The sequence below is a fragment of the Parvibaculum sp. genome, assembly GCF_045863935.1.
Lineage (GTDB): Bacteria > Pseudomonadota > Alphaproteobacteria > Parvibaculales > Parvibaculaceae > Parvibaculum.
Genome location: NZ_BTVP01000016.1, coordinates 48,115 through 71,519, shown reverse-complemented (window position 1 = coordinate 71,519; position 23,405 = coordinate 48,115). Strand labels below are relative to the sequence as shown.

The 23,405-nt window shown below is 65.7% G+C and carries 28 protein-coding genes; 13 read left to right on the top strand and 15 right to left on the bottom strand.

The window, feature by feature from the left end; all coding sequences use genetic code 11:
- The coding region (locus tag ACKUUH_RS08830; RefSeq protein ID WP_407949524.1) for a hypothetical protein at window positions 1-293 on the top strand (293 nt) is incomplete at its 5' end.
- Window positions 294-329: 36 nt separating this feature from the next.
- A complete protein-coding gene (locus ACKUUH_RS08825) occupies window positions 330-806 on the top strand; it encodes a YbaK/EbsC family protein (protein WP_407949523.1) in 477 nt (158 codons plus the stop codon).
- A gap of 60 nt (window positions 807-866) precedes the next feature.
- Here ACKUUH_RS08825 and ACKUUH_RS08820 read toward each other — a convergent pair whose 3' ends face one another.
- The 9 genes from ACKUUH_RS08820 to ACKUUH_RS08780 all read right to left on the bottom strand — a co-directional run bounded on the left by ACKUUH_RS08820 (window position 867) and on the right by ACKUUH_RS08780 (window position 7,637).
- A complete protein-coding gene (locus ACKUUH_RS08820; protein WP_407949522.1) occupies window positions 867-1,598 on the bottom strand; it encodes a ZIP family metal transporter in 732 nt (243 codons plus the stop codon).
- A 130-nt stretch (window positions 1,599-1,728) separates the two neighbouring features.
- Entirely contained in the window at window positions 1,729-2,463 is a 735-nt protein-coding gene (locus tag ACKUUH_RS08815; protein ID WP_407949521.1) for a class I SAM-dependent methyltransferase, read from the bottom strand.
- A gap of 71 nt (window positions 2,464-2,534) precedes the next feature.
- The gene (gene hemN, locus ACKUUH_RS08810) at window positions 2,535-3,884 is read right to left on the bottom strand and encodes an oxygen-independent coproporphyrinogen III oxidase (protein ID WP_407949519.1); all 1,350 of its coding nucleotides are present in this window, start codon (window positions 3,882-3,884) and stop codon (window positions 2,535-2,537) included.
- 70 nt (window positions 3,885-3,954) lie between these two features.
- Window positions 3,955-4,509, bottom strand: a complete 555-nt coding sequence (locus ACKUUH_RS08805; RefSeq protein WP_407949518.1) for a hypothetical protein — start codon at window positions 4,507-4,509, stop codon at window positions 3,955-3,957.
- Between the two features lie 29 nt (window positions 4,510-4,538).
- Window positions 4,539-4,739, bottom strand: a complete 201-nt coding sequence (locus tag ACKUUH_RS08800) for a DUF2283 domain-containing protein (protein WP_322311703.1) — start codon at window positions 4,737-4,739, stop codon at window positions 4,539-4,541.
- The gene (locus tag ACKUUH_RS08795; RefSeq protein ID WP_407949517.1) at window positions 4,736-5,002 is read right to left on the bottom strand and encodes a DUF4258 domain-containing protein; all 267 of its coding nucleotides are present in this window, start codon (window positions 5,000-5,002) and stop codon (window positions 4,736-4,738) included. Before ACKUUH_RS08795 ends, ACKUUH_RS08800 begins: the two co-directional genes overlap by 4 nt.
- A 25-nt stretch (window positions 5,003-5,027) precedes the next feature.
- Window positions 5,028-6,278 (bottom strand): CCA tRNA nucleotidyltransferase, encoded by a 1,251-nt coding sequence (locus tag ACKUUH_RS08790; RefSeq protein ID WP_407949516.1) that lies wholly within the window; start codon window positions 6,276-6,278, stop codon window positions 5,028-5,030.
- Window positions 6,279-6,343: 65 nt separating this feature from the next.
- Window positions 6,344-7,000 (bottom strand): NUDIX hydrolase, encoded by a 657-nt coding sequence (locus ACKUUH_RS08785; RefSeq protein WP_407949515.1) that lies wholly within the window; start codon window positions 6,998-7,000, stop codon window positions 6,344-6,346.
- Window positions 7,001-7,010: 10 nt separating this feature from the next.
- Window positions 7,011-7,637 (bottom strand): DUF1285 domain-containing protein, encoded by a 627-nt coding sequence (locus ACKUUH_RS08780; protein WP_407949537.1) that lies wholly within the window; start codon window positions 7,635-7,637, stop codon window positions 7,011-7,013.
- A 173-nt stretch (window positions 7,638-7,810) separates the two neighbouring features.
- Between ACKUUH_RS08780 and ACKUUH_RS08775 the strand changes: the two genes are divergently transcribed.
- The 8 genes from ACKUUH_RS08775 (at window position 7,811) to ACKUUH_RS08740 (ending at window position 17,424) form a co-directional block, all read left to right on the top strand.
- The gene (locus ACKUUH_RS08775; protein ID WP_407949514.1) at window positions 7,811-8,809 is read left to right on the top strand and encodes an AAA family ATPase; all 999 of its coding nucleotides are present in this window, start codon (window positions 7,811-7,813) and stop codon (window positions 8,807-8,809) included.
- Window positions 8,810-8,841: 32 nt separating this feature from the next.
- Complete coding sequence (locus ACKUUH_RS08770; RefSeq protein WP_407949513.1) at window positions 8,842-9,786, top strand: DUF58 domain-containing protein; 945 nt, start codon at window positions 8,842-8,844, stop codon at window positions 9,784-9,786.
- Window positions 9,787-9,805: 19 nt separating this feature from the next.
- Window positions 9,806-12,610 (top strand): DUF4159 domain-containing protein, encoded by a 2,805-nt coding sequence (locus ACKUUH_RS08765; RefSeq protein WP_407949512.1) that lies wholly within the window; start codon window positions 9,806-9,808, stop codon window positions 12,608-12,610.
- Window positions 12,611-12,618: 8 nt separating this feature from the next.
- Window positions 12,619-14,694 carry a hypothetical protein gene (locus ACKUUH_RS08760; protein ID WP_407949511.1) on the top strand — a complete coding sequence of 692 codons (2,076 nt, stop codon included), beginning with the start codon at window positions 12,619-12,621 and terminating at the stop codon, window positions 14,692-14,694.
- 68 nt (window positions 14,695-14,762) lie between these two features.
- On the top strand, window positions 14,763-14,894 hold the full coding sequence (locus ACKUUH_RS08755; protein ID WP_407949510.1) for a hypothetical protein: 132 nt from the start codon (window positions 14,763-14,765) through the stop codon (window positions 14,892-14,894).
- Window positions 14,891-15,607, top strand: a complete 717-nt coding sequence (locus ACKUUH_RS08750) for a metal ABC transporter ATP-binding protein (RefSeq protein WP_407949509.1) — start codon at window positions 14,891-14,893, stop codon at window positions 15,605-15,607. Before ACKUUH_RS08755 ends, ACKUUH_RS08750 begins: the two co-directional genes overlap by 4 nt.
- Entirely contained in the window at window positions 15,604-16,473 is an 870-nt protein-coding gene (locus ACKUUH_RS08745; RefSeq protein WP_407949508.1) for a metal ABC transporter permease, read from the top strand. Before ACKUUH_RS08750 ends, ACKUUH_RS08745 begins: the two co-directional genes overlap by 4 nt.
- Window positions 16,474-16,485: 12 nt before the next feature.
- The gene (locus ACKUUH_RS08740) at window positions 16,486-17,424 is read left to right on the top strand and encodes a metal ABC transporter substrate-binding protein (RefSeq protein WP_407949507.1); all 939 of its coding nucleotides are present in this window, start codon (window positions 16,486-16,488) and stop codon (window positions 17,422-17,424) included.
- Here ACKUUH_RS08740 and ACKUUH_RS08735 read toward each other — a convergent pair.
- Window positions 17,421-17,927 (bottom strand): GNAT family N-acetyltransferase, encoded by a 507-nt coding sequence (locus ACKUUH_RS08735; protein ID WP_407949506.1) that lies wholly within the window; start codon window positions 17,925-17,927, stop codon window positions 17,421-17,423. The two genes, ACKUUH_RS08740 and ACKUUH_RS08735, sit on opposite strands and share 4 nt — an antisense overlap.
- Window positions 17,928-18,278: 351 nt before the next feature.
- Here ACKUUH_RS08735 and ACKUUH_RS08730 point away from each other — a divergent pair, with 351 nt between their 5' ends.
- Window positions 18,279-19,193 (top strand): SDR family NAD(P)-dependent oxidoreductase, encoded by a 915-nt coding sequence (locus tag ACKUUH_RS08730; protein WP_407949505.1) that lies wholly within the window; start codon window positions 18,279-18,281, stop codon window positions 19,191-19,193.
- Between the two features lie 73 nt (window positions 19,194-19,266).
- Here ACKUUH_RS08730 and ACKUUH_RS08725 read toward each other — a convergent pair whose 3' ends face one another.
- From ACKUUH_RS08725 to ACKUUH_RS08715, 3 genes are read right to left on the bottom strand one after another with little or no spacing between them, the layout of a single operon-like run.
- On the bottom strand, window positions 19,267-19,590 hold the full coding sequence (locus tag ACKUUH_RS08725; protein WP_407949504.1) for a helix-turn-helix domain-containing protein: 324 nt from the start codon (window positions 19,588-19,590) through the stop codon (window positions 19,267-19,269).
- Window positions 19,580-19,954: a type II toxin-antitoxin system RelE/ParE family toxin gene (locus tag ACKUUH_RS08720; protein ID WP_407949536.1), complete on the bottom strand. Its 375-nt coding sequence runs from the start codon at window positions 19,952-19,954 to the stop codon at window positions 19,580-19,582. The genes ACKUUH_RS08725 and ACKUUH_RS08720 overlap by 11 nt, the downstream gene beginning before the upstream one ends.
- A gap of 42 nt (window positions 19,955-19,996) precedes the next feature.
- Window positions 19,997-20,908 carry a LysR family transcriptional regulator gene (locus ACKUUH_RS08715; protein WP_407949503.1) on the bottom strand — a complete coding sequence of 304 codons (912 nt, stop codon included), beginning with the start codon at window positions 20,906-20,908 and terminating at the stop codon, window positions 19,997-19,999.
- A gap of 121 nt (window positions 20,909-21,029) precedes the next feature.
- On the opposite strand from ACKUUH_RS08715, the gene wrbA reads away from it, so the two are divergent.
- Together wrbA and ACKUUH_RS08705 are read left to right on the top strand one after the other, a co-directional pair.
- Window positions 21,030-21,641 carry an NAD(P)H:quinone oxidoreductase gene (gene wrbA, locus ACKUUH_RS08710; protein ID WP_407949502.1) on the top strand — a complete coding sequence of 204 codons (612 nt, stop codon included), beginning with the start codon at window positions 21,030-21,032 and terminating at the stop codon, window positions 21,639-21,641.
- Window positions 21,642-21,671: 30 nt separating this feature from the next.
- The gene (locus ACKUUH_RS08705) at window positions 21,672-22,382 is read left to right on the top strand and encodes a pirin family protein (RefSeq protein ID WP_407949501.1); all 711 of its coding nucleotides are present in this window, start codon (window positions 21,672-21,674) and stop codon (window positions 22,380-22,382) included.
- Between the two features lie 39 nt (window positions 22,383-22,421).
- Here ACKUUH_RS08705 and ACKUUH_RS08700 read toward each other — a convergent pair whose 3' ends face one another.
- Both ACKUUH_RS08700 and ACKUUH_RS08695 read right to left on the bottom strand, forming a co-directional pair.
- Window positions 22,422-22,790, bottom strand: coding sequence for a hypothetical protein (locus ACKUUH_RS08700; protein ID WP_407949500.1), 369 nt, complete (start codon window positions 22,788-22,790; stop codon window positions 22,422-22,424).
- Between the two features lie 93 nt (window positions 22,791-22,883).
- A complete protein-coding gene (locus ACKUUH_RS08695; RefSeq protein WP_407949499.1) occupies window positions 22,884-23,360 on the bottom strand; it encodes an NUDIX domain-containing protein in 477 nt (158 codons plus the stop codon).
- Between the last annotated feature and the right edge of the window lie 45 nt (window positions 23,361-23,405).

The following is a 23,405-nucleotide window of genomic DNA, read 5'->3' as shown; positions in this document are numbered from 1 at the left end:
GTATTGTTGCTAGCCCAAAATCAGACGAACTGAATGCGAAATTCATCGCAGACTTGGGCAAAGATGCCGCCACCACCAAAATGATAAAATCGAAACAAACCAGACAGCACCCCGATGGATTGAAAGAGATTGAGTATCTGTCGTTATTTGCATCACTCCCAAGTGCATACCTTCCGATCAACAAGGTCATCGTCGGACCTCATCGCGAGCAAACAACCCTGCGGAAAAGAGTTCAAAGTTTGGTCGGACAACATGTTTCGGTTCAATGTTCTGAAACACCTTATATCGACTGACTAATTTTGATCCCTCCCTCCGGACAGAATATCTAAATGACAAAAGGCGAAACCGCCGCGCAGCGCTTCGTGCGGTTGAATGGAATTTCCGGCACGTTCCGCGAGATCGACGTGCCGAAGGACAGGAAAACCTCCGCGCTCGACATGGCGGCGGCAAGCGGCATCGATCCGGCACGGCTCTTCAAGACGCTGATCGTGGAAACGGAGGAGGGAAAGCTCGCCGTCGCCATCGTGCCCGCCTCGCGCGACCTCGACCGCAAGGCGCTGGCGCGCGAACTCGGCAGCAAGCGCATCGACCTCGCGCCGAAGGACAAGGCGGTGAAGACGAGCGGTTACGCGATGGGCGCCTGCAGCCCGCTCGGCCAGAAGAAGAAACTCCCGGCCTTCATCGACGAAAGCGCGAAGGGATTCGAGACGGTGTTCGTGTCCGGCGGGGCTTACGGACTGGAACTCGAGATTGCGCCCGCGGAACTGGCGAAGGCGGCGGAGGCCGTGTTCGCGGCAATCTCGTAGCCAGCCACCTGCCCGCCCTGCTTGTTCGCCCCGGCCGGCCGCACCTCGCCCCCGGCAGGACTACCCCTTGCTGAAAACGATTCCAATCGCGACTGCCAGTCCAGCCGCGAGCGCAACGAGACTGTATCTGCGCGGCTCCAGTTGCGCCTGCGGCAACAGATGCGTCGCTCCCACATAGACCAACGCGCCGGCCGAAAGCGCGAGCATGGAACCAAGCAGCGGCTCGTCGATCCTGCTTATGAAGGGATAGGAAAGCAGCATGCCCATCGGGGTCGTGGCGGCAGCCGCAAGAAAGGCGAGCAGAAAAGCACGGCGCTCCGCAAGTCCGCTCCGAACGAGCAGTGCGTAGGTAACGATGCCTTCCGGAAATTCGTGCAGCACCATGCCGAATGCGACAAGCGCGCCGGTGAACAGGCTGACACTGAAACCGATCGAATAGACGACGCCGTCGAGAAACGAATGGAGCGCAATACCGAGAAGCGGCACGAGCCCGAGTGCATAATTCGACCGTTCCGGCCTGTCGCAGACATATGCAGTCAGGAACCGGTTCATGAGCAGCATCAGAAGATACCCGGCCAGCAGGAAAACAGGGGCCTGCGCGCTCATGGCAAACGACTCGGGCAGAACATGGATGAAGGATACGGCGAGCAGCACGCCCGCGGCGAAACACGCGAAATAGGTCGTGTTCCCGAGTGCCCAGAGCCTGAACCGGCGAATCGTCAGTATGCCGCCCGTCGTCACGGCAGCGGCAAGCAGGCTCGCCAGAAGACTTGTCCCGAAGCTTTCGTCCATTTCCACTCGATGAGTTGAGGGCGGAACGCTCCCGAGGCAGCGCGGGTCGCAACACGGCATAACGGTATCACGAACCCGGGATGCGATATCCCCATGCAAGCGCGAAAGGCCGCCTGCCTATCTCGCGGGATCAACCGTCCGCGCCGTCTTTCTGGGCACTGAGAGCAAGGAAGGCGGCACCGAGAGTCGTGACGCGACCGAAATATGCGTCGAGCGGCGCCATGAAACGGGCTGCAAGACCGGATCTTGGATAAAAGATTGCACCGCGAACGACCTCCGCCCGCAACCCCGCCGCTTCCGCAAGGGAGTGCAGTTCCCCTGGCGTGCGGAACCGTCCCCGGCGCCAGAGGGGCGATCCCAGCCATCCGCGCAGACGCCGGGCAGCAGCCCAGGAATTCCATTTGCCGAGCTCGCCGATGACGAAGCGGCCGCCTGGCCGAAGCACGCGGGCGGCCTCGTGAAATACCGGCAAAGGATCGTCGACGAAACAGAGCACCGTGACGGCGACGACAGCGTCGAATTGCGCCGGCGGAAACGGCAGGTCTTGCGCCGCGGCGACATGGAATTCGATTTCCGTCCCCGCGCTCACCGCCCTCGCCCGCGCGGCGGCGATCATTGCCGTGGAGGTGTCGATGCCGGTGACGCGGGCGCCGCGCTGCGCCAGATCGACCGCAAGATCGCCGTCGCCGCATCCCAGGTCGAGGATACGCTGCCCCTCGACGTTTCCGATCAAATCCAGAATGAGACGCCGTTCCAGACGCTCCGTGATCGCCCCGAGCGCCGATTCCCGCCACTGCCGGTAAATATCGGGGGTGAGCCCGGGAATATCCCAGGCCTCGCCGTCTTCGCCCATCTTGCGCGACATGGCTTGTCCTCCCCTTCCGATTGACCTTCGTCTTCAGCACGGAGCAAGCGCGGAGGGAACAGCCCGAAAACCTAAACCGCCTTCGAATGCCGCGCCTGACCCTGGCCCAGATATTCGTCGAACACGGCGCAGACGGCGCGGACCAGCGGGCGGCCCTCTTCCGTCACGGTGAGGCGGCGGCCGGTACGGGTGACGATGCCATCCGCTTCGAGGGCGGAGAGACGTGATAGCTCGTCGTCGAACGTATCGGCGGCGACATCGTGCATCAGCGCGATCTCGTCGAGATCGACGCCCATGTCGCACATGAGACGCTCGATCACGTCGCGCCTGAGCCTGTCCGCGCCGCTCACCGCGATGCCGCGCGTGATGGGGAAGCGGCCCTCGCGCACCGCCGCCTTGTAGCGGTCGATGGCGAGTTCGTTCGCGGCATAGCCCTGCGGCAGGGCGCCGATGGCCGACGCACCGAGGCCGATCAGCACCGGCGCGGCATCCGTCGTATAGCCCTGGAAGTTGCGGTGAAGCGCACCTTTTGCATGCGCCATTGCCATCTCGTCGTCCGGCAGCGCGAAGTGGTCGAGCCCGACCGAGACATAGCCGTGGCCTTCAAGCCGCTCCGCCGCCGCCTCATATTGCGTCCAGCGCTCGGCAAGGCCGGGAAGCGATTCCTCGGGGATGAGCTTCTGGTGCGGCTTCATCCAGGGCACATGCGCATAACCGAACAGCGCGATGCGCGCCGGGCGGAGCGCGGCCGCCTTGTCCACCGTGTCGAGAAGGCTCTCGACCGTCTGGTAGGGGAGCCCGTAGCAAAGGTCCATGTTGATCGCGGAGACGCCATGCGCCCGCAGCCACCCGATGACGCGCGCCGTCACCTCATGCGGCTGGATGCGGTTGATCGCCTTCTGCACGCGCTCGTCGAAATCCTGAACGCCGATGGAAGCGCGGGTGACGCCCGCCTTCGCCATGGCGGCGACATAAGCCTCGTCGGCCGTGCGCGGATCGAGCTCGACGGCGATGTCCGCATCGAGCGTCACATTGTAGTGCTCGCGGAGAATGGCGAGCGTCTGCGCGAGGTCATGCGGCTTCAGCAGCGTCGGGCTGCCGCCGCCGAAATGAATGTGGTCGACCTTCATGCGCGCGGGGAGCGCGCGCGCGACGAGGCGGGCTTCCGTCAGCAGCGCATCGAGATAATCGGCGACCGGCGCATACCGCTTCGTCGCCTTGGTGTGGCAGCCGCAGAACCAGCACATCTCGGCGCAATAGGCGATGTGGAGATAGAGAGAGAGCGAAAGCGAGGTGTCGAGCCGGGAGAGCCAGCGCGCGTATACGTCTCCCTCGACCGCGGGCGAGAAATGCGGAGCCGTCGGGTAGGAGGTGTAGCGCGGCACGCGCAGATCGTACCGCTCGATGAGATCCTGTCGCATGAGCAAAGACTAGGCCGGGCGCGCGGGCCCGCCTATCGCCACAATTGCCGCAGGGAAATTTGTCGCAGGCTCAGGATTCTTCCTCGATCACGCCGCGAAGCATCGCCTTGAGCGAGCCCTTCGGCCCGAAGTCCCAGTCGCCGCCATAGAGAATGTCGTCGACGAGCCAGCGCCGCTCCTCCGGCACGCCGTCCGCGACGAGAATCACATGGTCGGTCCACTGCACCGGCTCCTCCGCCTCATGCACCAGCAGGACGTCGCAGCTCATCGAGAGCTCGCCATTCTTTTCGAGCTCCTCGCAAGGCCCGATCTCATAGGCGGTCGGCCCTTCAAAGAGCGAGGAGAAGATGTCGCCCTGGAGATAGGGCGGCTCCTCATTGTTCACGCGCTCAGTGTGACGGCGCTCGGCCTCGGCTGCCTGCGCGATGAGGCTGTCGAGATCGGGCGAGATGACGGCGCGGAGACCGGCTCTGAGGTCTTCATCCGGCACGCCGCCTGTATGCGCCGCGAGAACCTTGTCGTAGAAGCCGCGCGCCGCGGCGGTCGCGGCGTCCTCGCCATTATCGCCGCCACATGCGGCAAGCGGTAGGGCGAGGAGAAGAGCAAGTATCGCGCGCAATGTCATTTTGGTGGGCCCAGATAAACCCGGAACGATCAGGAGAGTTCGACTTGAACCCGTTTCAGATCGGCACCCGGCAAACGCTGCTTCACATTCAGCATCTCAATTCCCACGACCCGGCCGTGTGCATCGAAATCCAGCATCACGCCGGGGCTGACTTCCTCGGACTCCGCGATTTTCGTTTCCTCGAAGCGGATGTAGAGAGCATCTGCCTGCTCGTCGAGACTGACTTTCATGTCGCCAAGCCTTTCCTTCTCGCGCCGCGGTCGAAGAAGACAGTGATCACCCGACAGGTATCCGGTTCTTCATAATAGACCACACGTAACACCCGATTGCCAAACGCCGGAATTCGCAGAAAAGCCCGGAAAGCCCCCTTTTGTGCGGGATCGGGCTCCAGATGATCGGGCCGCGCGATGGTCATTGCCACCCGTTCCTCGGGGATGGAACGCTCTTCCATGACCGTTCGCGCATGCCGCGTGAACAGAAGCGGCTTCCCCATCATCCCCTCCCCCGCGAGACGGCTCTCAGTATACCGTTGCCTGCACCACCGCCTTCAAGCGTTCGATGATCGAGAATTCGTCGTCGATGAAGTCGCTGTCGACCCACCATTCCTCGACTTCCTTCCGCACACGGCCGATTTCGGGCCCTTCCGGCACACCGGCGGCCTTGATCATCTCGCCCGTGAGCGGCAGTTCGGGCTTCTCCCAGCTATCGGCCATGGCAAGCATGGCGCGCCACTGGAAGGCGTTGTGGCCGCGCTTGTCGTCCGCCCAGCCGAGCGAGACGCGATCCTTGAAGAGCTGCCTGCCCAGCCAGTAGAGCGCGCGGCGCACCTCGCGCATGGAGAGGTAGCAGACGATCTTGGTGGTGTCGGTGAGCATGCCCGCGAGCCGGTCGCGATCCTTGTTGGAAAGGCGCAGCCGCTGCGCGAGCGCGGCGACGCCCGCCTCGTCGAGGTCCAGCATGGCGCCGAGGCGGAGCATCGGATCGGCTTCCTTGAAGAGCTGTTGGGCCTCGATCTCGACCAGCTTCTCGAAGCGGTCGAGGCGGCTTGCCTCCGGCAGCACGATGGCGAGAATGCCCGCCGCCGCCATCTGGCGATAGGCCGCGCCCGCCTCGTCGGCGCTCGCGATCTTCAGCAATTCGTCGCGCACGCGCTCGCCCGAAAGCTGGCGAAGGCCCTCGCGCTCCTCCGCGCAGGCGCGCAGGCCCGCCGCATCCGGCTCGCCCTTGCCGTAGAAGGCATGGAAGCGGAAGAAGCGGAGAATGCGGAGATAGTCCTCGCGGATGCGTTCATGGGGATCGCCAATGAAACGCACGCGCCGCGCCTTCAGGTCTTCGCGCCCGCCGAGCGGATCGTGCACCGTGCCGTCCGCATCGCAATAAAGCGCATTCATGGTGAAGTCGCGCCGCTGTGCATCGCCGAGCCAGTCGCTGGTGAAGGCGACATCGGCGCGGCGCCCATCCGTCGCGACGTCGACACGCAGCGTCGTGATCTCGAAATGACGGGTGGGCGTGACGGCGGTGATGGTGCCGTGGTCGATGCCGGTCGGCACGACCTTGATGCCCTTCGCCTCGAGCAGCGCCTTCGCGCTTTCCGGCGTCTCGGTGATGGCGATGTCGATATCGCGCACCGTCTCGCCCATCAGCGCGTTGCGCACGCAGCCGCCGACGAAACGCGCCGTGCCGCCCTTCGCGGCGAGCGCTTCCATCACGGCTTTCGCATCCGCCTCGTTCAGCCATGCGGCGCGGGCCAGTTCCTTCTCGGCGCTCATTCGGGCTTCCTCACTCACTTCCTGCTCGATGCTTGTTGTCGACTGTACAGGCAGCGCCGGAGGGTTCAGTCCCCGTAAATCCGGTCATACATGTTTTTCAGCATGCCGGCCGTCGCGCCCCAGATGTAATGGCCATTATAGGGCATTGCGTAATATTCGCGCCGCTTTCCGCGCCACATGGCGTGATGGCGCTCGTGATTGGCAGGGTCCATGAGAAAGGAGAACGGTACCTCGAAGGCTTCGGCCACCTCGCCGGGCGAGATGGTGAGCGTGAAGCCCGGCCGCACGAAGGCGACCACCGGGAGAATGCGGAAGCCCGTCCCCGTCTCATAGGCGTCGAGATAGCCCGCCACCTCGACATGGGCGGGATCGAGCCCCACCTCCTCCTCCGCCTCGCGGATGGCGGCCTCGGCCGGGGTTTCGCCGGGGTCCATCTTGCCGCCCGGAAAGGCGACCTGCCCGGAATGCGTGCCGAGATGATCGGCGCGCCGCGTCAGCAGCACATGCGGCCCATGGGCATGCTCGATGACCCCGACAAGCACGGCGGCGGGCCGGAGCGAGACGCGCTCCTCCGGTTCGACCCAGACATTGCCCTCGGGCTCGGGCGGATTGAGGTCGTGGTCGCCCCGCAGCCCCGGCACGCCTTCGGGCGCAAGCAGCGCGGCAAGCGCCGGCGGCTCCCTGTCCGTCCGGGAAAGAATGAGATCGCGATAGCCTTTCATCGGACCGGGCTCAGAAGCCCACCTCCCCTGCCTTCTGGAAGGGGAAGAAGATGCCGCCCGACCAGATGCCGAACCACGTCTCGCCCTCATGCTCTTCCTCCACGCCAAGCTCCACGAGATCGTAGAAGACGGCGCGGTTGATGAGCGCATCGAGCCGCGCGCGCACATGGACGTAAGGCGCGGGCTCGCCCGTCTCCTTGTCGATCTCGAACCGCATCGGATGGTCGGGCCCGGCCAAGGTCTCGTCGCCCACATTGGTGGTGAAGGTGAGAACCTGCTCGCGCCCCGCCCCCTCGACCCTCATGGCGACGGCGACGAACGGCGCATCCTCCACCTGGATGCCGACCTTCTCGACCGGCGTCACCAGATAATACTTCCCGTCCTCGTCATGGCGCAGCACCGTGGAAAAGAGCCGCACCAGCCGCTCGCGGCCGATCGGCGTTCCCAGGTAGAACCAGGTGCCGTCCCGCGCGATCCGCATGTCGAGATCGCCGCAGAATTCGGGATTCCAGAGGTGGACCGGCGGCAGGCCCTTCGCCTTCTTACCCGCCTCCTCGGCGGCGGCGAGCCCTTTCAGCCCGCCCGGCGCACTCCCGGAGGCAGGCTTTTCGCCTTTCGCGGGCGTCTTTCCGGTCACGGCGGCCATATTTCCTCTCCTCCCGCGGAGTTGATCGCGATTTCGTGCCTGAAGCCCGAGAATCCGGCCATATTATCGTCAAGAAAGCCCGCGCCAATGGCGGCGCGCAACGATAATCGGGATGCGGCACGGCGGCGGGCCAAAAAGGCACGGCGCCTCCAATATGTAGGTCAATGCAGACACTCAGTGAAGCAGGCGGCTCCGCCGTTGAGGAAATCGAAGCGACCGGCGCGAAAATAGCGGCGGCGCGCGAGGCGATCGGCGAGGTGATTTACGGCCAGGAGGCCGTGATCGACCAGACGCTGGTGACCGTGCTGGCGGGCGGCCATGCGCTGCTTGTCGGCGTGCCGGGCCTCGCCAAGACGCTGCTCGTCCACACGATGGGCCAGGTGCTCGGCCTCGACGACAAGCGCGTGCAGTTCACGCCCGATCTCATGCCCGCCGACATTCTCGGTTCCGAGGTGCTGGAAGAAAGCGACCAGGGCCACAGAAGTTTCAGGTTCATCAAGGGCCCGGTCTTCTGCCAGCTCCTGATGGCCGACGAAATCAACCGCGCCTCGCCCCGCACGCAGTCGGCCCTGCTGCAGGCGATGCAGGAAAAGCAGGTGACGGTCGCGGGCGTCCGCTACGAACTTCCCGCCCCCTTCCACGTGCTCGCGACGCAGAACCCGCTCGAACAGGAAGGCACCTATCCGCTGCCGGAAGCGCAGCTCGACCGTTTCCTCATGCAGATCGACGTGAACTACCCCGACCTCGAATCCGAACGCCGCATGCTGCTTTCGACCACCGGCGAAACGGTGGCGCAGGCGCGCGGCGCCATGACGGTGGAAGACCTGATGGCCGCGCAGCGCCTCGTCCGCCGCGTGCCCGTGGGCGAGAAGGTCGTGAACGCGATCCTCGAACTCGTGCGCGCCGCGCGCCCCGAGGAAGGCGCATCGGACGAAGTGGAGCGCCATGTCGCCTGGGGCCCCGGCCCGCGCGCGAGCCAGGCCTTGATGCTCGCCGTGCGCGCCCGCGCGCTCATCGACGGCCGCTTCTCACCCTCGATCGAGGACGTGACCTCCCTCGCCGCACCCGTGCTGCGTCACCGTATGGCGCTCAACTTCTCGGCACGCGCCGAAGGCGTGACGGTGAGCGGGGTTATCGACAGACTCTGCCGTAACCTCGGCTGAACGCCGCAACCCCGGCTGGACGAAAGACACGAATGGGTCTTATCGGATCACACCTGGCATCTCCCGGCGCCGTCGGTCTGCGCGAGCAGGCCGAAGCTCTCGCCGAAGCCATGCCGCCGCTCGTGACGGAAGCCGAACACGTCGCCTCCACCGTCGCGCAGGGTGTGCATGGAAGGCGCCGCACCGGCATGGGCGAAACCTTCTGGCAATTCCGGCGCTACCGCGAGGGCGACACGGCATCTTCCGTCGACTGGCGCCACTCCGCGCGCTCCTCGCATCTCTTCGTGCGCGAGACCGAGCGCGAGGCCGCCGAAAGCATCTGGATCTGGCGCGACAGCTCCGCCTCCATGGACTACGCCTCCAACTTCGCACCCTGCACCAAGAGAGAACGCGCGACCGTGATTGCGCTCGCCCTCTCCTCGCTTCTCGTGCAGGGCGGCGAAAGCGTCGCGCCTCTCGGCCATGGCGGTGTCGCGCCGGCACCCGGCCGCGCCGCGCTGCGCCGCATGGCACATGCACTCCTCGACGCGCCCGAAGCCGACGCACCGAGAACGGAGAGCCTGCCGCCGCCCGAACATCTGCCGCGCTATGCGCAGGTCGTGCTCATCAGCGATTTTCTCTCGCCCGCCGAAGACATCGTCGAACGCATCAAGCGTTACGCCGCCGAAGGCATTCGCGGCCACATGATCCAGGTGCTCGATCCCGCGGAAGAAGACCTACCCTTTTCGGGCCGCACGGAATTCGAGGGCATCGAAGAAGATCTGCGGCTCATGGTGGGCCGCGCGCAGAACCTGCGCGAAGCCTATCATCAGCGTCTCGAAATCCACCGCAACCGCATCGTCGAGACGGCGCGCCGCATCAACTTCACCTTCGCGACCCATCGCACGGACCGCAGCCCGCAAACGGCGCTGCTCGCGCTTTACGGCGCGCTCTCGGGCGCCATCGCCGCGCGCCGTCCGCCCCGGGCGGGCCTCTAAGATGGCGGGCCTCTAGATCATGCTGGCGCTCGGCCCCCTCGCCTTTGCAAGCCCATGGATGCTGGCCGGTCTTCTCGCGCTGCCCGCGATCTGGTGGCTGCTCAGGATCAGCCCGCCCCTGCCCAAGCGCGTGCGCTTCCCCGCAATCCGGCTGCTGGTCGGGCTCGTGCGCGACGAGGAAACGCCCGCGCATACGCCGTTCTGGCTGCTGCTGCTGCGTCTTTCGATTGCTGCACTCATCGTCTTCGCCCTCGCCGAACCGATCTGGAACCCCGCGCCGCGCATTGCAGGGCAAGGACCGCTCCTCGTCGTGGTCGACAATGGCTGGGCGTCTGCATCGCACTGGAACGACCGCCGCGCCGCGACGGACGGATTGATCGCCGAGGCAGGCCGCACCGACCGCCCCGTCCTCGTCGTCGGCACGGCGCCGGGGCCAAATGCTTCCGAACTCAATTTCGAGACGGCGGACGATGCTGACGCCCGCGCCCGCGCACTTCTCCCCCAGCCGATCGAACCCGACCGCATCGCGCTCGCCGAAAGGCTCGAAGGCGCCGAAACGCTCTCGCGCGGCAATGTGCAGACGGTCTGGATCGGCGACGGTCTCGACTACGGCGCCGCGACGCAATTCGCCGAACGTCTTTCGGCGATTGCCGGAAGCGCCGGGCTCACTCTCATCGAACCGGCACCCGGCGGCCGGGCACTTGCCCTGCTTCCGCCGGAAGAACGAAGCGACGAGTTCGCCCCGACCGTCATCCGCGCCGATGCCAATGGCGCGCGCGGAGGAAGCGTCCGCGCGACGGCCGGTGACGGCACCGTGCTGAGCGAAACGGCATTCCGCTTCGAGGAGGGCGAAACGAGTTCCAGGGCTGTCTTCGACCTGCCGCTTGAACTGCGCAACAAGGTGGCCCGTCTCGACATCGCGGGCGAAGCTTCAGCGGGCGCCGTCGTGCTTGCCGACGAGCGCTGGCGCCGCCGCAGCGTCGGCATCGTGTCGGGCGCAAGCGCGGAAGAGGCGCAACCGCTTCTCTCCGATGCCTATTATCTCCGCCGCGCCATCGGCCCCTACGCCGAACTGCGCGACACGCCCGCCGCGCGCGACACGCGAGGAAGCATCGAAGCGCTGCTTTCCTCGCCGCTTTCCGTGCTCGTTCTCTCCGATATCGGCAACCTCAACGAGACCGACTACGCCCGCGTGAACGGCTGGGTCGAAAAGGGCGGCGTGCTCATCCGCTTTGCCGGTCCGCGCCTCGCCGAAAGGAGCGACGCCCTCGTTCCCGTGCCGCTTCGCAGTGGCGGCCGTGCGCTCGGTGGCGCACTTTCATGGAGCACGCCGCAACATCTCGCCCCCTTCGAGAAAGACAGCCCTTTCTTCGGCCTCGATGTGCCGCAGGACGTGACCGTGTCGCGGCAGGTACTGGCCGAACCCACACCCGACCTCTCGAGCCGCACATGGGCGCGGCTTTCCGACGGCACGCCGCTCGTCACCGCCGCCGAACGCGGCGAAGGCCTCGTCGTCCTCTTCCATGTGCCCGCTAACCGCGACTGGTCGAACCTGCCGATCTCGGGCCTCTTCGTCGAAATGCTCCGCCGCACCATTGCACTGTCCCAGTCGGCGGGAGGCGCGAGAAGCGATGCGGCAGGCGCCGCCCCGCAGCGCGGCGACCTCCTGAACCCGCTTGCAACCCTGGACGGCTTCGGACGTCTCGGTCCGCCTCCCGCGACCGCCACGGCAATTTCCGTCGAGCAGTTCGAGAGCGCCGAGAGAAGCCCGCGTCATCCGCCCGGCCTTTACGGCACGGCGGGCAGTCCGCGCGCGCTCAATCTCGCGACGCCCTCGCTCGAACTGACGCCGCTTGCCGCGCTGCCCGGCCTTTCGGAGCGCCGCCAGTTCGAAGGCCGTGCCGAAGAACGCCTCGCAACGCCCGCTCTTCTCATCGCGCTCATCCTGCTGGTGCTCGACACGGTCGCGGCCCTCTGGGTGACGGGACTTTTCGAAACCGAACGGATCAGGCGGGTGCGCTTCGCCTCGCGCTTTACGCCGTTGCTGCTCGCCGCCCTTCTGCTGCTGCCAACCTCCGATGCGCGCGCTCAGGACGACGCCTTCGCGCTCAAGGCATCGCTCGACACGCGCCTCGCATGGGTCGTCACCGGCGATCCCGAAATCGACGCCACGAGCGAAGCCGGGCTTTCGGGCCTGAGCCGCATCCTCGCAATGCGCACCGCCTTCGAGCCGGCCGAGCCGATGGGCGTCAACATCGCGACCGACGAACTCTCCTTCTTTCCGCTTCTCTACTGGCCCATGTCTCCGGGACAGGACGATCTGGCGCCGGACGCGCTCGCCAAAATCAACGCCTATATGAAAAACGGCGGCACCATCCTTTTCGACACGCGCGATCAGGACCGGGCGGTCGGCGGCATGGTGACGCCGGGCACGGCGACGCTGCGGCGCCTGCTCGGGCGGCTCGACCTGCCGCCGCTCGAACCCGTGCCTTCAGGCCATGTGCTCACCAAGTCCTTCTACCTGATGAACAGCTTTCCCGGCCGCTGGGACGGCGGCGAACTCTGGGTGGAAGCCGCATCGTCCGATGCGGAGAACCTGTCGAATGACGGCGTGTCGACGGTGATCGTCGGCTCCAACGATTATGCCGCCGCATGGGCGCGCAATGCGGACGGCCGCGCGCTCTATCCCGTCACGCCGGGCGGCGAACGCCAGCGCGAGATGGCCGAACGCTTCGGCATCAACCTCGTCATGTATGCGCTCACCGGCAACTACAAGGCCGACCAGGTGCATGTGCCCGCCCTTCTCGAACGGTTGGGGCAGTAGGAGCGCACATGGCCTGGGACATCGTCTTCGAACCGCTCTTGTCCGTCTGGCTGATTGCAGCCATCGCGCTGCCGGGTCTCGCCGCGCTCGCCTATGCCGCCTTCCGCCGTTCGCGCGGCGCGCCATGGCGCACGGTGGCCTTCGCCGTCCTTCTTCTGGCGCTCGCCAACCCGACCGTGCGGCAGGAAGACCGCGAGGCCGTGCCCGACATCGCCGCCATCGTCGTCGACCGCAGCCAGAGCCAGGAAATCGGCGCGCGCCCGGAGGAAACCTCCGCCGCCCTCCAGAAAATCTCCGAGCGCCTCGCCCGCGAGAACGGCATCGAGACGCGCATCGTCACCGTGACCGACAATCCGGACGGCGAAGAAGGCACCGCGCTTTTCTCCGGGCTTGAGGAGGCCCTTGCCGACGTGCCGCGCGAGCGCATCGCGGGCGCGATCTTCATCACCGACGGACAGGTGCATGACGTTCCGGCCGACGCCGCCGCGCTCGGCTTCGATGCGCCGGTGCATGGCGTCATCATCGGCCGCAAGGGCGAGAAGGACCGCAGGCTCCACGTCACCGAGGCGCCGCGCTTCGGCATCGTCGGCGAACCGGTGAAACTCGCCTTCCGCGTCGACGAAACATCGGTGGGAACCGGCCCCACCGGCGAGACGGCGCGCGTCACCGTGCGGATCGACGGCGTGGAGGTTGCCGTGACGGATGCGCCCATCGGCGAGACGGCGGGCGTCACGCTCCGGCTTGGCCATGGCGGGCCGAACGTCATCGAGATCGACGTCGACGAGGGGCCGGATGAACTCACCCTACTCAACAACCGTGCGGTCGTCGTCGCAAACGGCGTGCGCGACCGCCTCCGCGTGCTGCTCGTTTCGGGCGAGCCGCATCCGGGCGAACGCACCTGGCGCAATCTCCTGAAGTCGGACCCGTCCGTCGACCTCGTCCACTTCACCATCCTGCGTCCGCCGGAGAAGCATGACGGCACGCCCATTGGCGAGCTTTCGCTCATCACCTTTCCGACGCACGAGCTCTTCGACCAGAAGCTCGACGAATTCGATCTCATCATCTTCGACCGCTACAAGCGGCGCGGCGTGCTGTCGCTCGGCTATTTTATGAACATCGTCGACTATGTGGAGCGCGGCGGCGCCTTCCTCGCGGCTTCGGGACCGGCCTTCGCCTCGCCCTACTCGATCTATCGCACGCCGCTCGCCGCCATTCTGCCCGCCCAGCCGACGGGCGAAATTTCCGTCGGCGGCTACCGCCCCGAAGTGACGGAAACGGGCCATCGTCACCCCGTCACCGCGGAACTCCCCGGCGCGGAGAAATCGCCGCCCGAATGGGGCCGCTGGTTCCGTACGATCGAGGTCGACGCCGATGGCGGCGACGTGCTGATGGAAACGCCCGACGGCAAGCCCCTGATGATGCTCTCCCGGGCCGGCGAAGGCCGCGTCGCGCAACTGCTCTCCGACCAGATATGGCTCTGGTCGCGCGGCTACGAGGGCGGCGGCCCGCAAGCCGAACTCCTGCGCCGCCTCGCCCATTGGCTGATGAAGGAACCCGACCTCGAGGAGGAGAACCTCTCCGCCACCGCCGAGGGCGGCACGCTCACCATCCGGCGCCGGACCATGCTCGACGAAACGCCTCCCGCCCGCGTGACGCTCCCTTCCGGCGAGGAGCGCGAAGTGCCGCTGGAAGAAGTGGCGCCCGGCCGCTTCGAGGGGACGGCGGATGCGCGCGAACTCGGCCTCTATCGCATCGCCCAGGGCGACCTCTCCGCGGTCGCGGCGGCCGGCCCCCTGAACCCGCGCGAGTTTGCCGATGTCCGCGCCACCGCCGGTCTCATGCAGCCCGTCGTGGCCGCGTCCGGCGGCGGCATCTGGTGGGCAGGCGAAGACGCGCAAGACACGCCCGGCATCCGCTCCGTCCGCGCGAACCAGGACGCGGCGGGCGCGAACTGGATGGGCCTCAGGCGCAACGAGCAATATCTCGTCCATGCGGTCCATCAGGTGCCGCTGCTGACGGGCCCCGTCGCGCTCATCCTCATTCTCGGCACGCTGGCGCTGGCCTGGTGGCGCGAAGGGCGCTGAACGGCCTTGCCTTGACGGGTGAACCGGCCTAGCTTCCGGCGATGTTATAATATAACCGGAGCCGGACCTTGCCTCATCGCCACAAGGATAGCGCGCCGCGCGCCTCCGCCTTCGCGGCCGGCCTCGGCCCGAGGCTCGGGCTCGCGCTCGGTGCGGCCGCCGTGCTCTGGCTTTGCGTGTTCTGGGCGCTCGCGCGATGAAGTCCGTCCCCGCCCTCTCCATCACCGACCTCACCGTCGCCTATGACCGCGTGCCCGCCGTTCATCATCTGAGCGGCAGCTTCGCGCCCGGCAGCCTCACCGCCATCGTGGGCCCGAACGGCGCGGGCAAGTCGACGCTGCTGAAGGCGATCGCGGGCCTCGTCACGCCGAGCGAAGGCCGCATCGACGGCGCCACCGGCAACATCGCCTATCTGCCGCAGCTTGCCGAAATCGACCGCAGCTTCCCCATCGCCGTCATCGACGCCGTCTCGCTCGGCCTCTGGTGCGAGGTCGGTCTCTTCCGCGCCATCACCGGCGACCATGTGAGGCGCGCCCGCGCCGCACTCGCCGCTGTCGGCCTCGAAGGTTTCGAGCGCAAACAGGTCGGCGCGCTCTCCGCCGGGCAATTGCAGCGCGCCCTCTTTGCACGTCTCATGTTGCAGGACGCGGGCATCGTTCTCCTCGACGAACCTTTCGCCGCCGTGGACGAGCGCACCAGCGCCGATCTCATGAACCTCGTGAAGACATGGCAGGGCGAAGGCCGCACCGTAATCGCCGTCCTGCACGACATCGAGCGCGTGCGCGGCGACTTCCCGGAAACGCTCCTGATGGCGCGCGAGCCCATCGCCTGGGGCCGCACCGGCGACGTGCTGGCGCCGGAAAATCTCCGCCGCGCGCGCTATGTCTCCGATGCCTGGGGCGACGCCGCATGATCTACGACACGCTGATCGCCCCCTTCGCCGACTACGGCTTCATGCGCCGCGCGCTCATCGCCTGCCTCGCGCTCGCGCTGGGCGGCGGACCCATCGGCACCTTTCTCGTGCTGCGCCGCATGAGCCTCATGGGCGATGCTCTCGCCCATGCGATCCTGCCCGGCGCCGCCATCGGCTTTCTGGTGGCCGGGCTTTCGCTCTGGACCATGAGCATCGGCGGCCTCGCTGCCGGGCTCACCGTCGCCATCCTCGCCGGGCTCATCAGCCGCGTCACGGCGCTGCGCGAAGACGCCAGCCTTGCGGGCTTCTATCTCATCAGCCTCGCGCTCGGCGTGCTGATCGTTTCGACGAGAGGCTCGAATGTCGATCTGCTGCATGTCCTCTTCGGCACCATTCTCTCGGTCACGGACGACGCGCTGATCCTCGTCGCCTCGATCTCGACGCTGACGCTCGTCGCACTCGCCGTCATCTACCGCCCGCTCGTGATCGAATGCTTCGACCCGGCCTTTCTCCGCGCCACGACGGGCGGCGGCACGGCCTGGCATTTCGTCTTCCTGATCCTCGTGGTGGTGAACCTCGTCGCCGGCTTCCAGGCACTCGGCACGCTGATGGCTTTGGGCCTCATGATGCTGCCCGCCGCCGCCGCGCGCTTCTGGGCGGGCGCCGTCTGGTCCCTCGCCGCGCTCTCGACCGCGCTCGCCTTCTTCTCCGGCCTTGCCGGCCTTCTGATCTCCTACAATTTCAGCCTGCCCTCCGGCCCCTCGATCATCCTGACGGCCGGACTGGTCTATCTTGCGTCGATCGCGCTCGGTACACGCGACAGTCTGCGCACGCGCTACTTCCCGCGCGCCCACTTCCACGACTGAGGGAGTTCCGTCATGAAGAACCTCGTCACGCTCTGCCTCGCTTTCGCGCTGGGTTTCGCCCTCCCCGCTCACGCCGAGCCGCTGAAAGTCGTCGCCAGCTTCTCCATTCTCGGCGACATGGTCCGCAACGTCGCCGGAAGCAACGCGGAAGTCGTCGTGCTCGTCGGCCCGGACGGCGATGCGCATTCCTTCGAGCCCGGCCCCGCGCAGGCAAGCGCGCTGGCGGATGCCGATGTCCTCGTCATGAACGGCCTCGGCTTCGAGCCCTGGCTGATCCGCCTCGCCGCCGCCTCCGGCACGAAAGCAAAATACGTGACCGCAAGCTTCGGCATCTCGCCGCGCCACCTCACGGAAGAAGAGCAGCGCCACGACGAAGACGGGCATGGCCATGACGAACACGGCTACCCGGAAGCCGCCCGCGACTTCGATCCCCACGCCTGGCAGGACCTGCGCAACGGCATCCTCTATGTCGAGAACATTGCCGTCGCGCTCGCCGAAAAAGACCCGGACAACGCGCTCGTCTACCGGGCGAACGCCGAGAGCTACATCGTCGAACTGAAGAAGCTCGACCAATGGGTGCGCGGCGAACTTTCAAAACTGCCGAAGGAAAAGCGCAAGGTCATCACCACGCATGATGCCTTCGGTTATTTCGGCGATGCCTACGGCGTCGAATTCATCTCGCCGCTCGGCATCGGCAACACGGCCGAGCCGAGCGCGCAGGCGCTCGCGCGCCTCGTCGATCAGGTCCGCAAGGAGAAAATTCGCGCGCTCTTCATCGAGAACATGTCCGACCCGCGCATGATGGAGACGGTCGCGCGCGAGACGGGCGCGGAAGATGGCGGCACGCTCTATTCGGACGCGCTATCCCCGGCGGGCGGTCCCGCGCCGACCTATGCCGCGATGTTCCGGCACAATGTCCCGGCGCTCATCGCGGCGATGCAGAGGAACTAGCAGCCCGGCGGCTTCGTGATCGCGCCTTTCGCATGGGCAAAGGCGCCGATATCGAGTTCGCGAAAGAGAAGCCGGGACGGGTCCACCGGCCCCGGCATGGTGAGCCGGCCCGGCGGCACCGGCCCGAAGCCGACCCGCGCATAATAAGGCGCGTCGCCGACGAGAATGACGAGCCGGTAGCCGAGCTTCTTCGCATCGGCGAGCCCCTTCTCCATCAGCTTGATGCCGCAGCCCTTGCCGCGCAGCCGCGGCTCGACGGCAAGCGGCCCGAGCATGAGCCCCGGCACGCCGCCGATGACGACCGGCCAGAAGCTCAAGGACCCCACCATGTGCCGTTCGCCGCCCTCGTCCGAGAAGGCGACATAGCAGAGCTCCGGCACGGGCCGATTGCCCTCGCGCAGGCGCTGCGCCGTCTTCGCATAGCGACCGGGGCCGAAGGAGAGGTCGAGCAGCGCTTCGATGGCAGGCCCGTGCTCGGGCCGTTCGGCTTCGATGTCAAACATGGAAATGATCTCGATAGCAGCGGTAAGGGGAGAGGTGAGAAGCGCTCACCGCCGCTGCCGCTTCCGCGCTCAGGCGAAAGCAAGGACCGTGCGGGCGCGCGCGATGGAAAGGCCTCGAAGGCCTCCACCCGTCTCTCGTCGTCGCTGCGACATGAACCGCGCCATGTTTCCGATCCCTGTATCCGGAGCCCCGCTCCGAAGGACAAGGCGGATAGCACGGGAATTGGCCCCCGTAAAGCGGCTTGCGAAACCCGCCCCGCCGCTCGGGAAGGCTAAAAAGGCTGGAATGGCTGCCCACCTATCGGCTAGCTTGCCCGCCAACAAGGACAACCGGACCGAGAGGGAAACGTCATGGGAATTCTGGAAGGCAAGGTCGTACTGGTCACCGGCGCCGCGGGCGGCATCGGCAAGGAATGCGCGATGATCGCGGCGGCTCAGGGCGCCAAGGTCGTCGTGAACGATCTCGGCGGCGGCGTGAAGGGTGGCGATGCGGGCGATGCGAGCGCCGCGCAGAAGACCGTGAACGAGATCAAGGCGGCAGGCGGCGAAGCGGTCGCGAACTCCGACAGCGTGTCGCTGAAGTCCGGCGCGGAAAACATGATCGCGCAAGCGCTCGACACTTTCGGCGGCCTCCACTCGATCATCAGCCCGGCCGGCATTCTCCGCGACGGCATGTTCCACAAGATGCCCGACGAAGACTGGGACGCCGTCCTCGAAGTGCATCTGAAGGGCAGCTACAACATCACGCGCGCCGCCATCAATCACTTCCGCGAACAGGAAGAAGGCAGCTTCGTCCTCTTCACCTCGACGTCGGGCCTCATCGGCAATATCGGCCAGGCGAACTACGCCGCCGCCAAGATGGGCATTGCCGGTCTCTCGCGCATCATCGCGATGGAAGGTGCGTCGAAGAACGTCCGCTCCAACATCATCGCGCCTTTCGCCTGGACGCGCATGATCGCCACCATCCCCGTGAAGGACGAGGCCTCGGCCCAGCGCGTCGAGCGCATGAAGAATGCGATGCGCGCCGAACAGGTCGGCAATTTCGCCGTCGCGCTTGCCTCGCCCGAAAGCAACGCGAACGGCCAGATCTTCTCCGTGCGCGGCAATGAGATCGTGCTCTTTTCGCAGCCCCGCCCCGTGAAGTCCGTGGCGCGGATCGACGGCTGGACACCGGAAACGATCCTCTCCCACGCGCTCCCCGCGATGGCAGGCGGCTACACCGACCTCGGCGCAACCTCCTCGGTCTTCACCTGGGAACCGGTCTAGGTCTTACGCGATACCGGAACAAAAAGGCGGGCCCGGTGCCCGCCTTTTTTATTCGGCAGTAAAGCGGCTCGCGTTAGTTCAGAACTTCAAGGCCGTGCTTACGGACGACCGTCAGCAGCTTCAGCGCCATGCCGCTCGGTTTCTTCGCACCCGTCTCCCACTTCTCGACCGTGCTTTCGCTTGTGTTCAGATAGCGCGCAAAGACAGGCTGGCTCACCCGGTTCTTTTCGCGGATGCGCTTGATCTCGGCGGGCTCGATTTCGGACGGAACCGCGAGATGCCGCATGTCGAAGTCGCGCATCGTCGTCTTGTCGAGAGCCCCGACCTTGTGCAGCGCCAAGGCCGACGAATGAAGCGCTTCGGAAATATCGCTCTTGTGCTTCTTCTTACTCGCCATGACATATCTCCATGAGGTCCCCGTCCACGAGAAGCCGCGCCAACTGCTCGCCGTTCAGAGTTGCGTAACTCTTCGCAAGAACGCGGAAATCCCTTAACTCGCCATCCTCGATATTGCTTCGGTCCTTCTTCCCGTAGAGGTAGGCGAAGAACCAGTATCGGCCGCCTTTTGCGAGAACGATGCTCCTGTGCATGTTCTTGTTGAGGCGCTTTTTGAACACGCCGCCGCCAAGATCGTCGGCCTGTCCAAGCATGACCTCCCCGATCGCTTCGCAAAGCTCAACGTCGTTTATATGGGCTTTGCGTGCCGCTTTGGCGAACCATGCGGTTTTGAACACGCGTTCGGGTTTATCGCCATTGGCCATAGCCTTATGTAGCACTCAGTGCTACCCTTTTCAAGGGCTTCCTCACCCCACCCACGGCGCCTTTCCCGGCCCGAACTTCTCCGCCGTGAAATCCACGAAGGCGCGCACCTTCGCCGCGAGAAGCCGTGCATGCGGATAGATGACGTGCAGCGTCAGCGGCGGCACCGTCCAGTCGGCAAGCACGCGGACAAGCGCGCCGCTCTTCAGATGCTCATGGCAAAGCACATCCGGCGAGAAGACGATCCCCATGCCCTTGAGCATCATCGCGCGCATCGCGTCCGCATTGTTGCAGAAGAAACGCCCTTTCAGCTCCACCTGCTCCGTCTCGCCCGCCGCATTCGTCATCTCGAGCTGGTTCGGCCGCGCCAGCAGCGTGTAGAGCAGAAAATCGTGATCCGCGAGATCGGAGGGGCGCTTCGGCACTCCATGTTTCTCGAAATAGGAAGGCGCGCCGACGATATAGCGCTCAACGGGCGCGAGCTGCCGCGCGATCAGGCTTGAATCCGTCATCGCCGAAATGCGCAACGACACGTCGAAGCCTTCCTCGATGAGGTTGACGCGGCGGTCGTTCAGAACGAGATCGATAGTGAGCTCAGGGTAGCGCGCCGTGAATTCCGGCATCACGGGGCCGAGTTGCGTGATCCCGAAGCTCATCGGCGCGTTGATGCGGAGCGTGCCGCGAACCGCGCCCTCGACGCAGGTGGCATCTTCCGCCGCCTCCTGCGCTTCCGCGACGATGCGCTGCGCCCGCTCGAAGACCACGGTGCCCGCCTCCGTCAGGCTGATGCGCCGTGTCGTCCGGTTGAGAAGGCGGACCCCGAGCTGCTCCTCCAGCGCCGAGATTTGGCGGCTCACCATGGATTTGGAGAGGCCCAAAGCGTCGGCCGCGGCGGTGAAGCCGCCCAGTTCCGCCACTTTCGCAAAAACCGTGAAGCCGTTGAGATCGACCGTCATTGTCAACTTATCCGCAACAATCTGTTCCAATTTGAGCCAATTATATCCAAAAACAGATCAATTACATAGGTCTTATCGAATTCGGAACGCGCCTTCGGCGGCGCCCCCAAAGGAGGGAAAGATGAGCGAAAAGACGAAAATCCTGGTCCTCTACCACAGCTCCTACGGCCATATCGAAACCCTGGCGAAAGCCATCGCCGAAGGTGCTGCCTCTGCCACCAACACCGAGGTGACGCTCAAGCGCGTGCCCGAAACCATGCCCGAAGAGGCGATGAAGAACGCCGGCATGAAGGTCGAGCAGGCAGCCCCCGTCGCATCCCCGCAGGAACTCGGCGACTATGACGCGGTGATCTTCGGCACGCCGACGCGCTTCGGCAACATGTCGGGCCAGATGCGGATATTCCTCGATCAGACGGGTGGCCTCTGGTCGAAGGGCGCGCTCGCCGGCAAGGTCGGCTCCGTCTTCACCTCGACCGGCACTGGTGGCGGCAACGAAACGACCATCACCTCCTTCCACTCGACGCTTCTTCACCACGGCATGGTGATCGTCGGCCTGCCCTATGCCGTCGGCACGGAACTTTTCGACATCTCGGAAGTGCGCGGCGGTTCGCCCTATGGCGCCTCGACGCTCGCGGGCGGCGACGGCAGCCGCCAACCAAGCGATAAGGAACTGAGCCTCGCCCGCAAGCAGGGCGCGCATGTCGCCTCCATCGCGGCGAAGCTCTCTGTCTAGGCAGCGGGCAAGGACGAAAGGACAAACCCCATGATCGAGATTCGCGATTTCGACAGCCTCGGCCATGCCGAGCACGGCTGGCTCACCGCGAAGCATCATTTCTCCTTCGCGGGTTATCACGATCCGGCGCGCATGGGCTGGGGCAAGCTGCGCGTCTGGAACGACGACCTGATCCAGGCAAAGACAGGCTTCCCGCCCCATCCCCATCGCAACATGGAAATCATCACCTATGTGCGCGAAGGCGCGATCACGCATCGCGACCACCTGAACAATGAAGGCCGCACGGTTGCGGGCGACGTTCAGGTCATGTCGGCGGGCCGCGGCATCCAGCATGAGGAATGGAACCTCGAGGACGGCGATGCCCGCATCTTCCAGATATGGATCGAGCCGAACCGCCAGGGCGTGACGCCGCGCTGGGAGACAGCCTCCTTCCCGAAGGACGGCCGCAAGGGCCGCCTCGTGCCGCTTGCGAGCGGCAAGGCGGATGCGCCTGCCGAGGCGCTCTTCATCGCGCAGGATGCCGAAGTTCTCGGCGCATCGCTGGATGCGGGGAACGAAGTGACCCATCTCATCGGTGAAGGCCGCCTCGCCTATCTCGTCCCCGCAAAGGGCCGTGTCGAGGTGAACGGCATCGAGATTTCCCAGCGCTCCGGCGCCGCGATCCGCGACGTGGAAAAACTCACGATCCGCGCCCTCGACGATGCGGAGATCGTGCTGGTCGACCTGCCGCCGGAAGAGTGAGGTGCGCGCGAGCGTCCCTGCTCCCGGCTCGGCCGGGCCTTATTCGAGCGCCTGCGCGCGCATCTTCAGCACCCGCTCGGCGGCAAAGCCCTCGTTGCGTTTCTCGTCGTAGCGCAGACCGCGCGGCAGCGCGAAGTGATAGGCCTTGAGCGCTGCGTCCTCGCTCTGGCGCATGACGCGGTCGAGATCGAGGAACACGCAGGCCGTCTGCCGGTGGTTCGAGCGCGCGAGATCGTCGCAGTGCCGCACGGAGTTCCGGAGCGCCCTCACCTGCTCCCGGTCGAGCTTCACAAGCGCCTCCTTCTCCGCCGGCAGCACCTGCCAGTCGACCTCGTCCTGCGCCTGCACCGGTGCGGCCGCGAGCCCGATGAACAAGACGGCGGTCCCGGCGAACAATATCTTCCTCATGGCGTCCTCCTGCCGTTTCTCTCTGCCTTCACGTAAGACCGCAGATGGGCCGGAAATGTGGCAGGACGCATTTCGGAAATAAAACCGCGATTTCTACCAGAGCTCGTCCGGCGCGCGCCCTTCCGTCACTTCCGCGATCCGCCGCGCCGTCGAGGGCGAAATGCCCGTGGGCAAGGCCTGCGGCGGAAAGAAGCCGCTCTCGGCGATTTCAGGCGAGCGCCGGGGCGCGTGTTCGTAAGCCCCGTGCCCCACCACATAAAGCGCCACATGGTCGGACTTGAACTCGCGGAAATTGGCGTAGAGCCCCATGAGCCGCGCCTCGCCGGTCAGCGTGACGCCCACTTCCTCCTCGAGCTCCCGCTTCAGTGAGGTCAGCATCGTTTCGCCCCGCTCGACGCCGCCGCCCGGCAGGTACCAGCCCGGAATGTAGGTATGCCGGACGAGGAGCACATGACCCCTCTCGTCGAACACGAGCCCGCGCACGCCCGCCGTCAGCGGCCGCCTGAGCCGCCAGTAGAGGCGGAGCACGGGCCTTGCAACGGTCCAGATGAGCGCGCGGTGATGTGCCATGGGCGAATTCCTACCATGAAGATGAAGGCTCCGGCAGGACCGCCT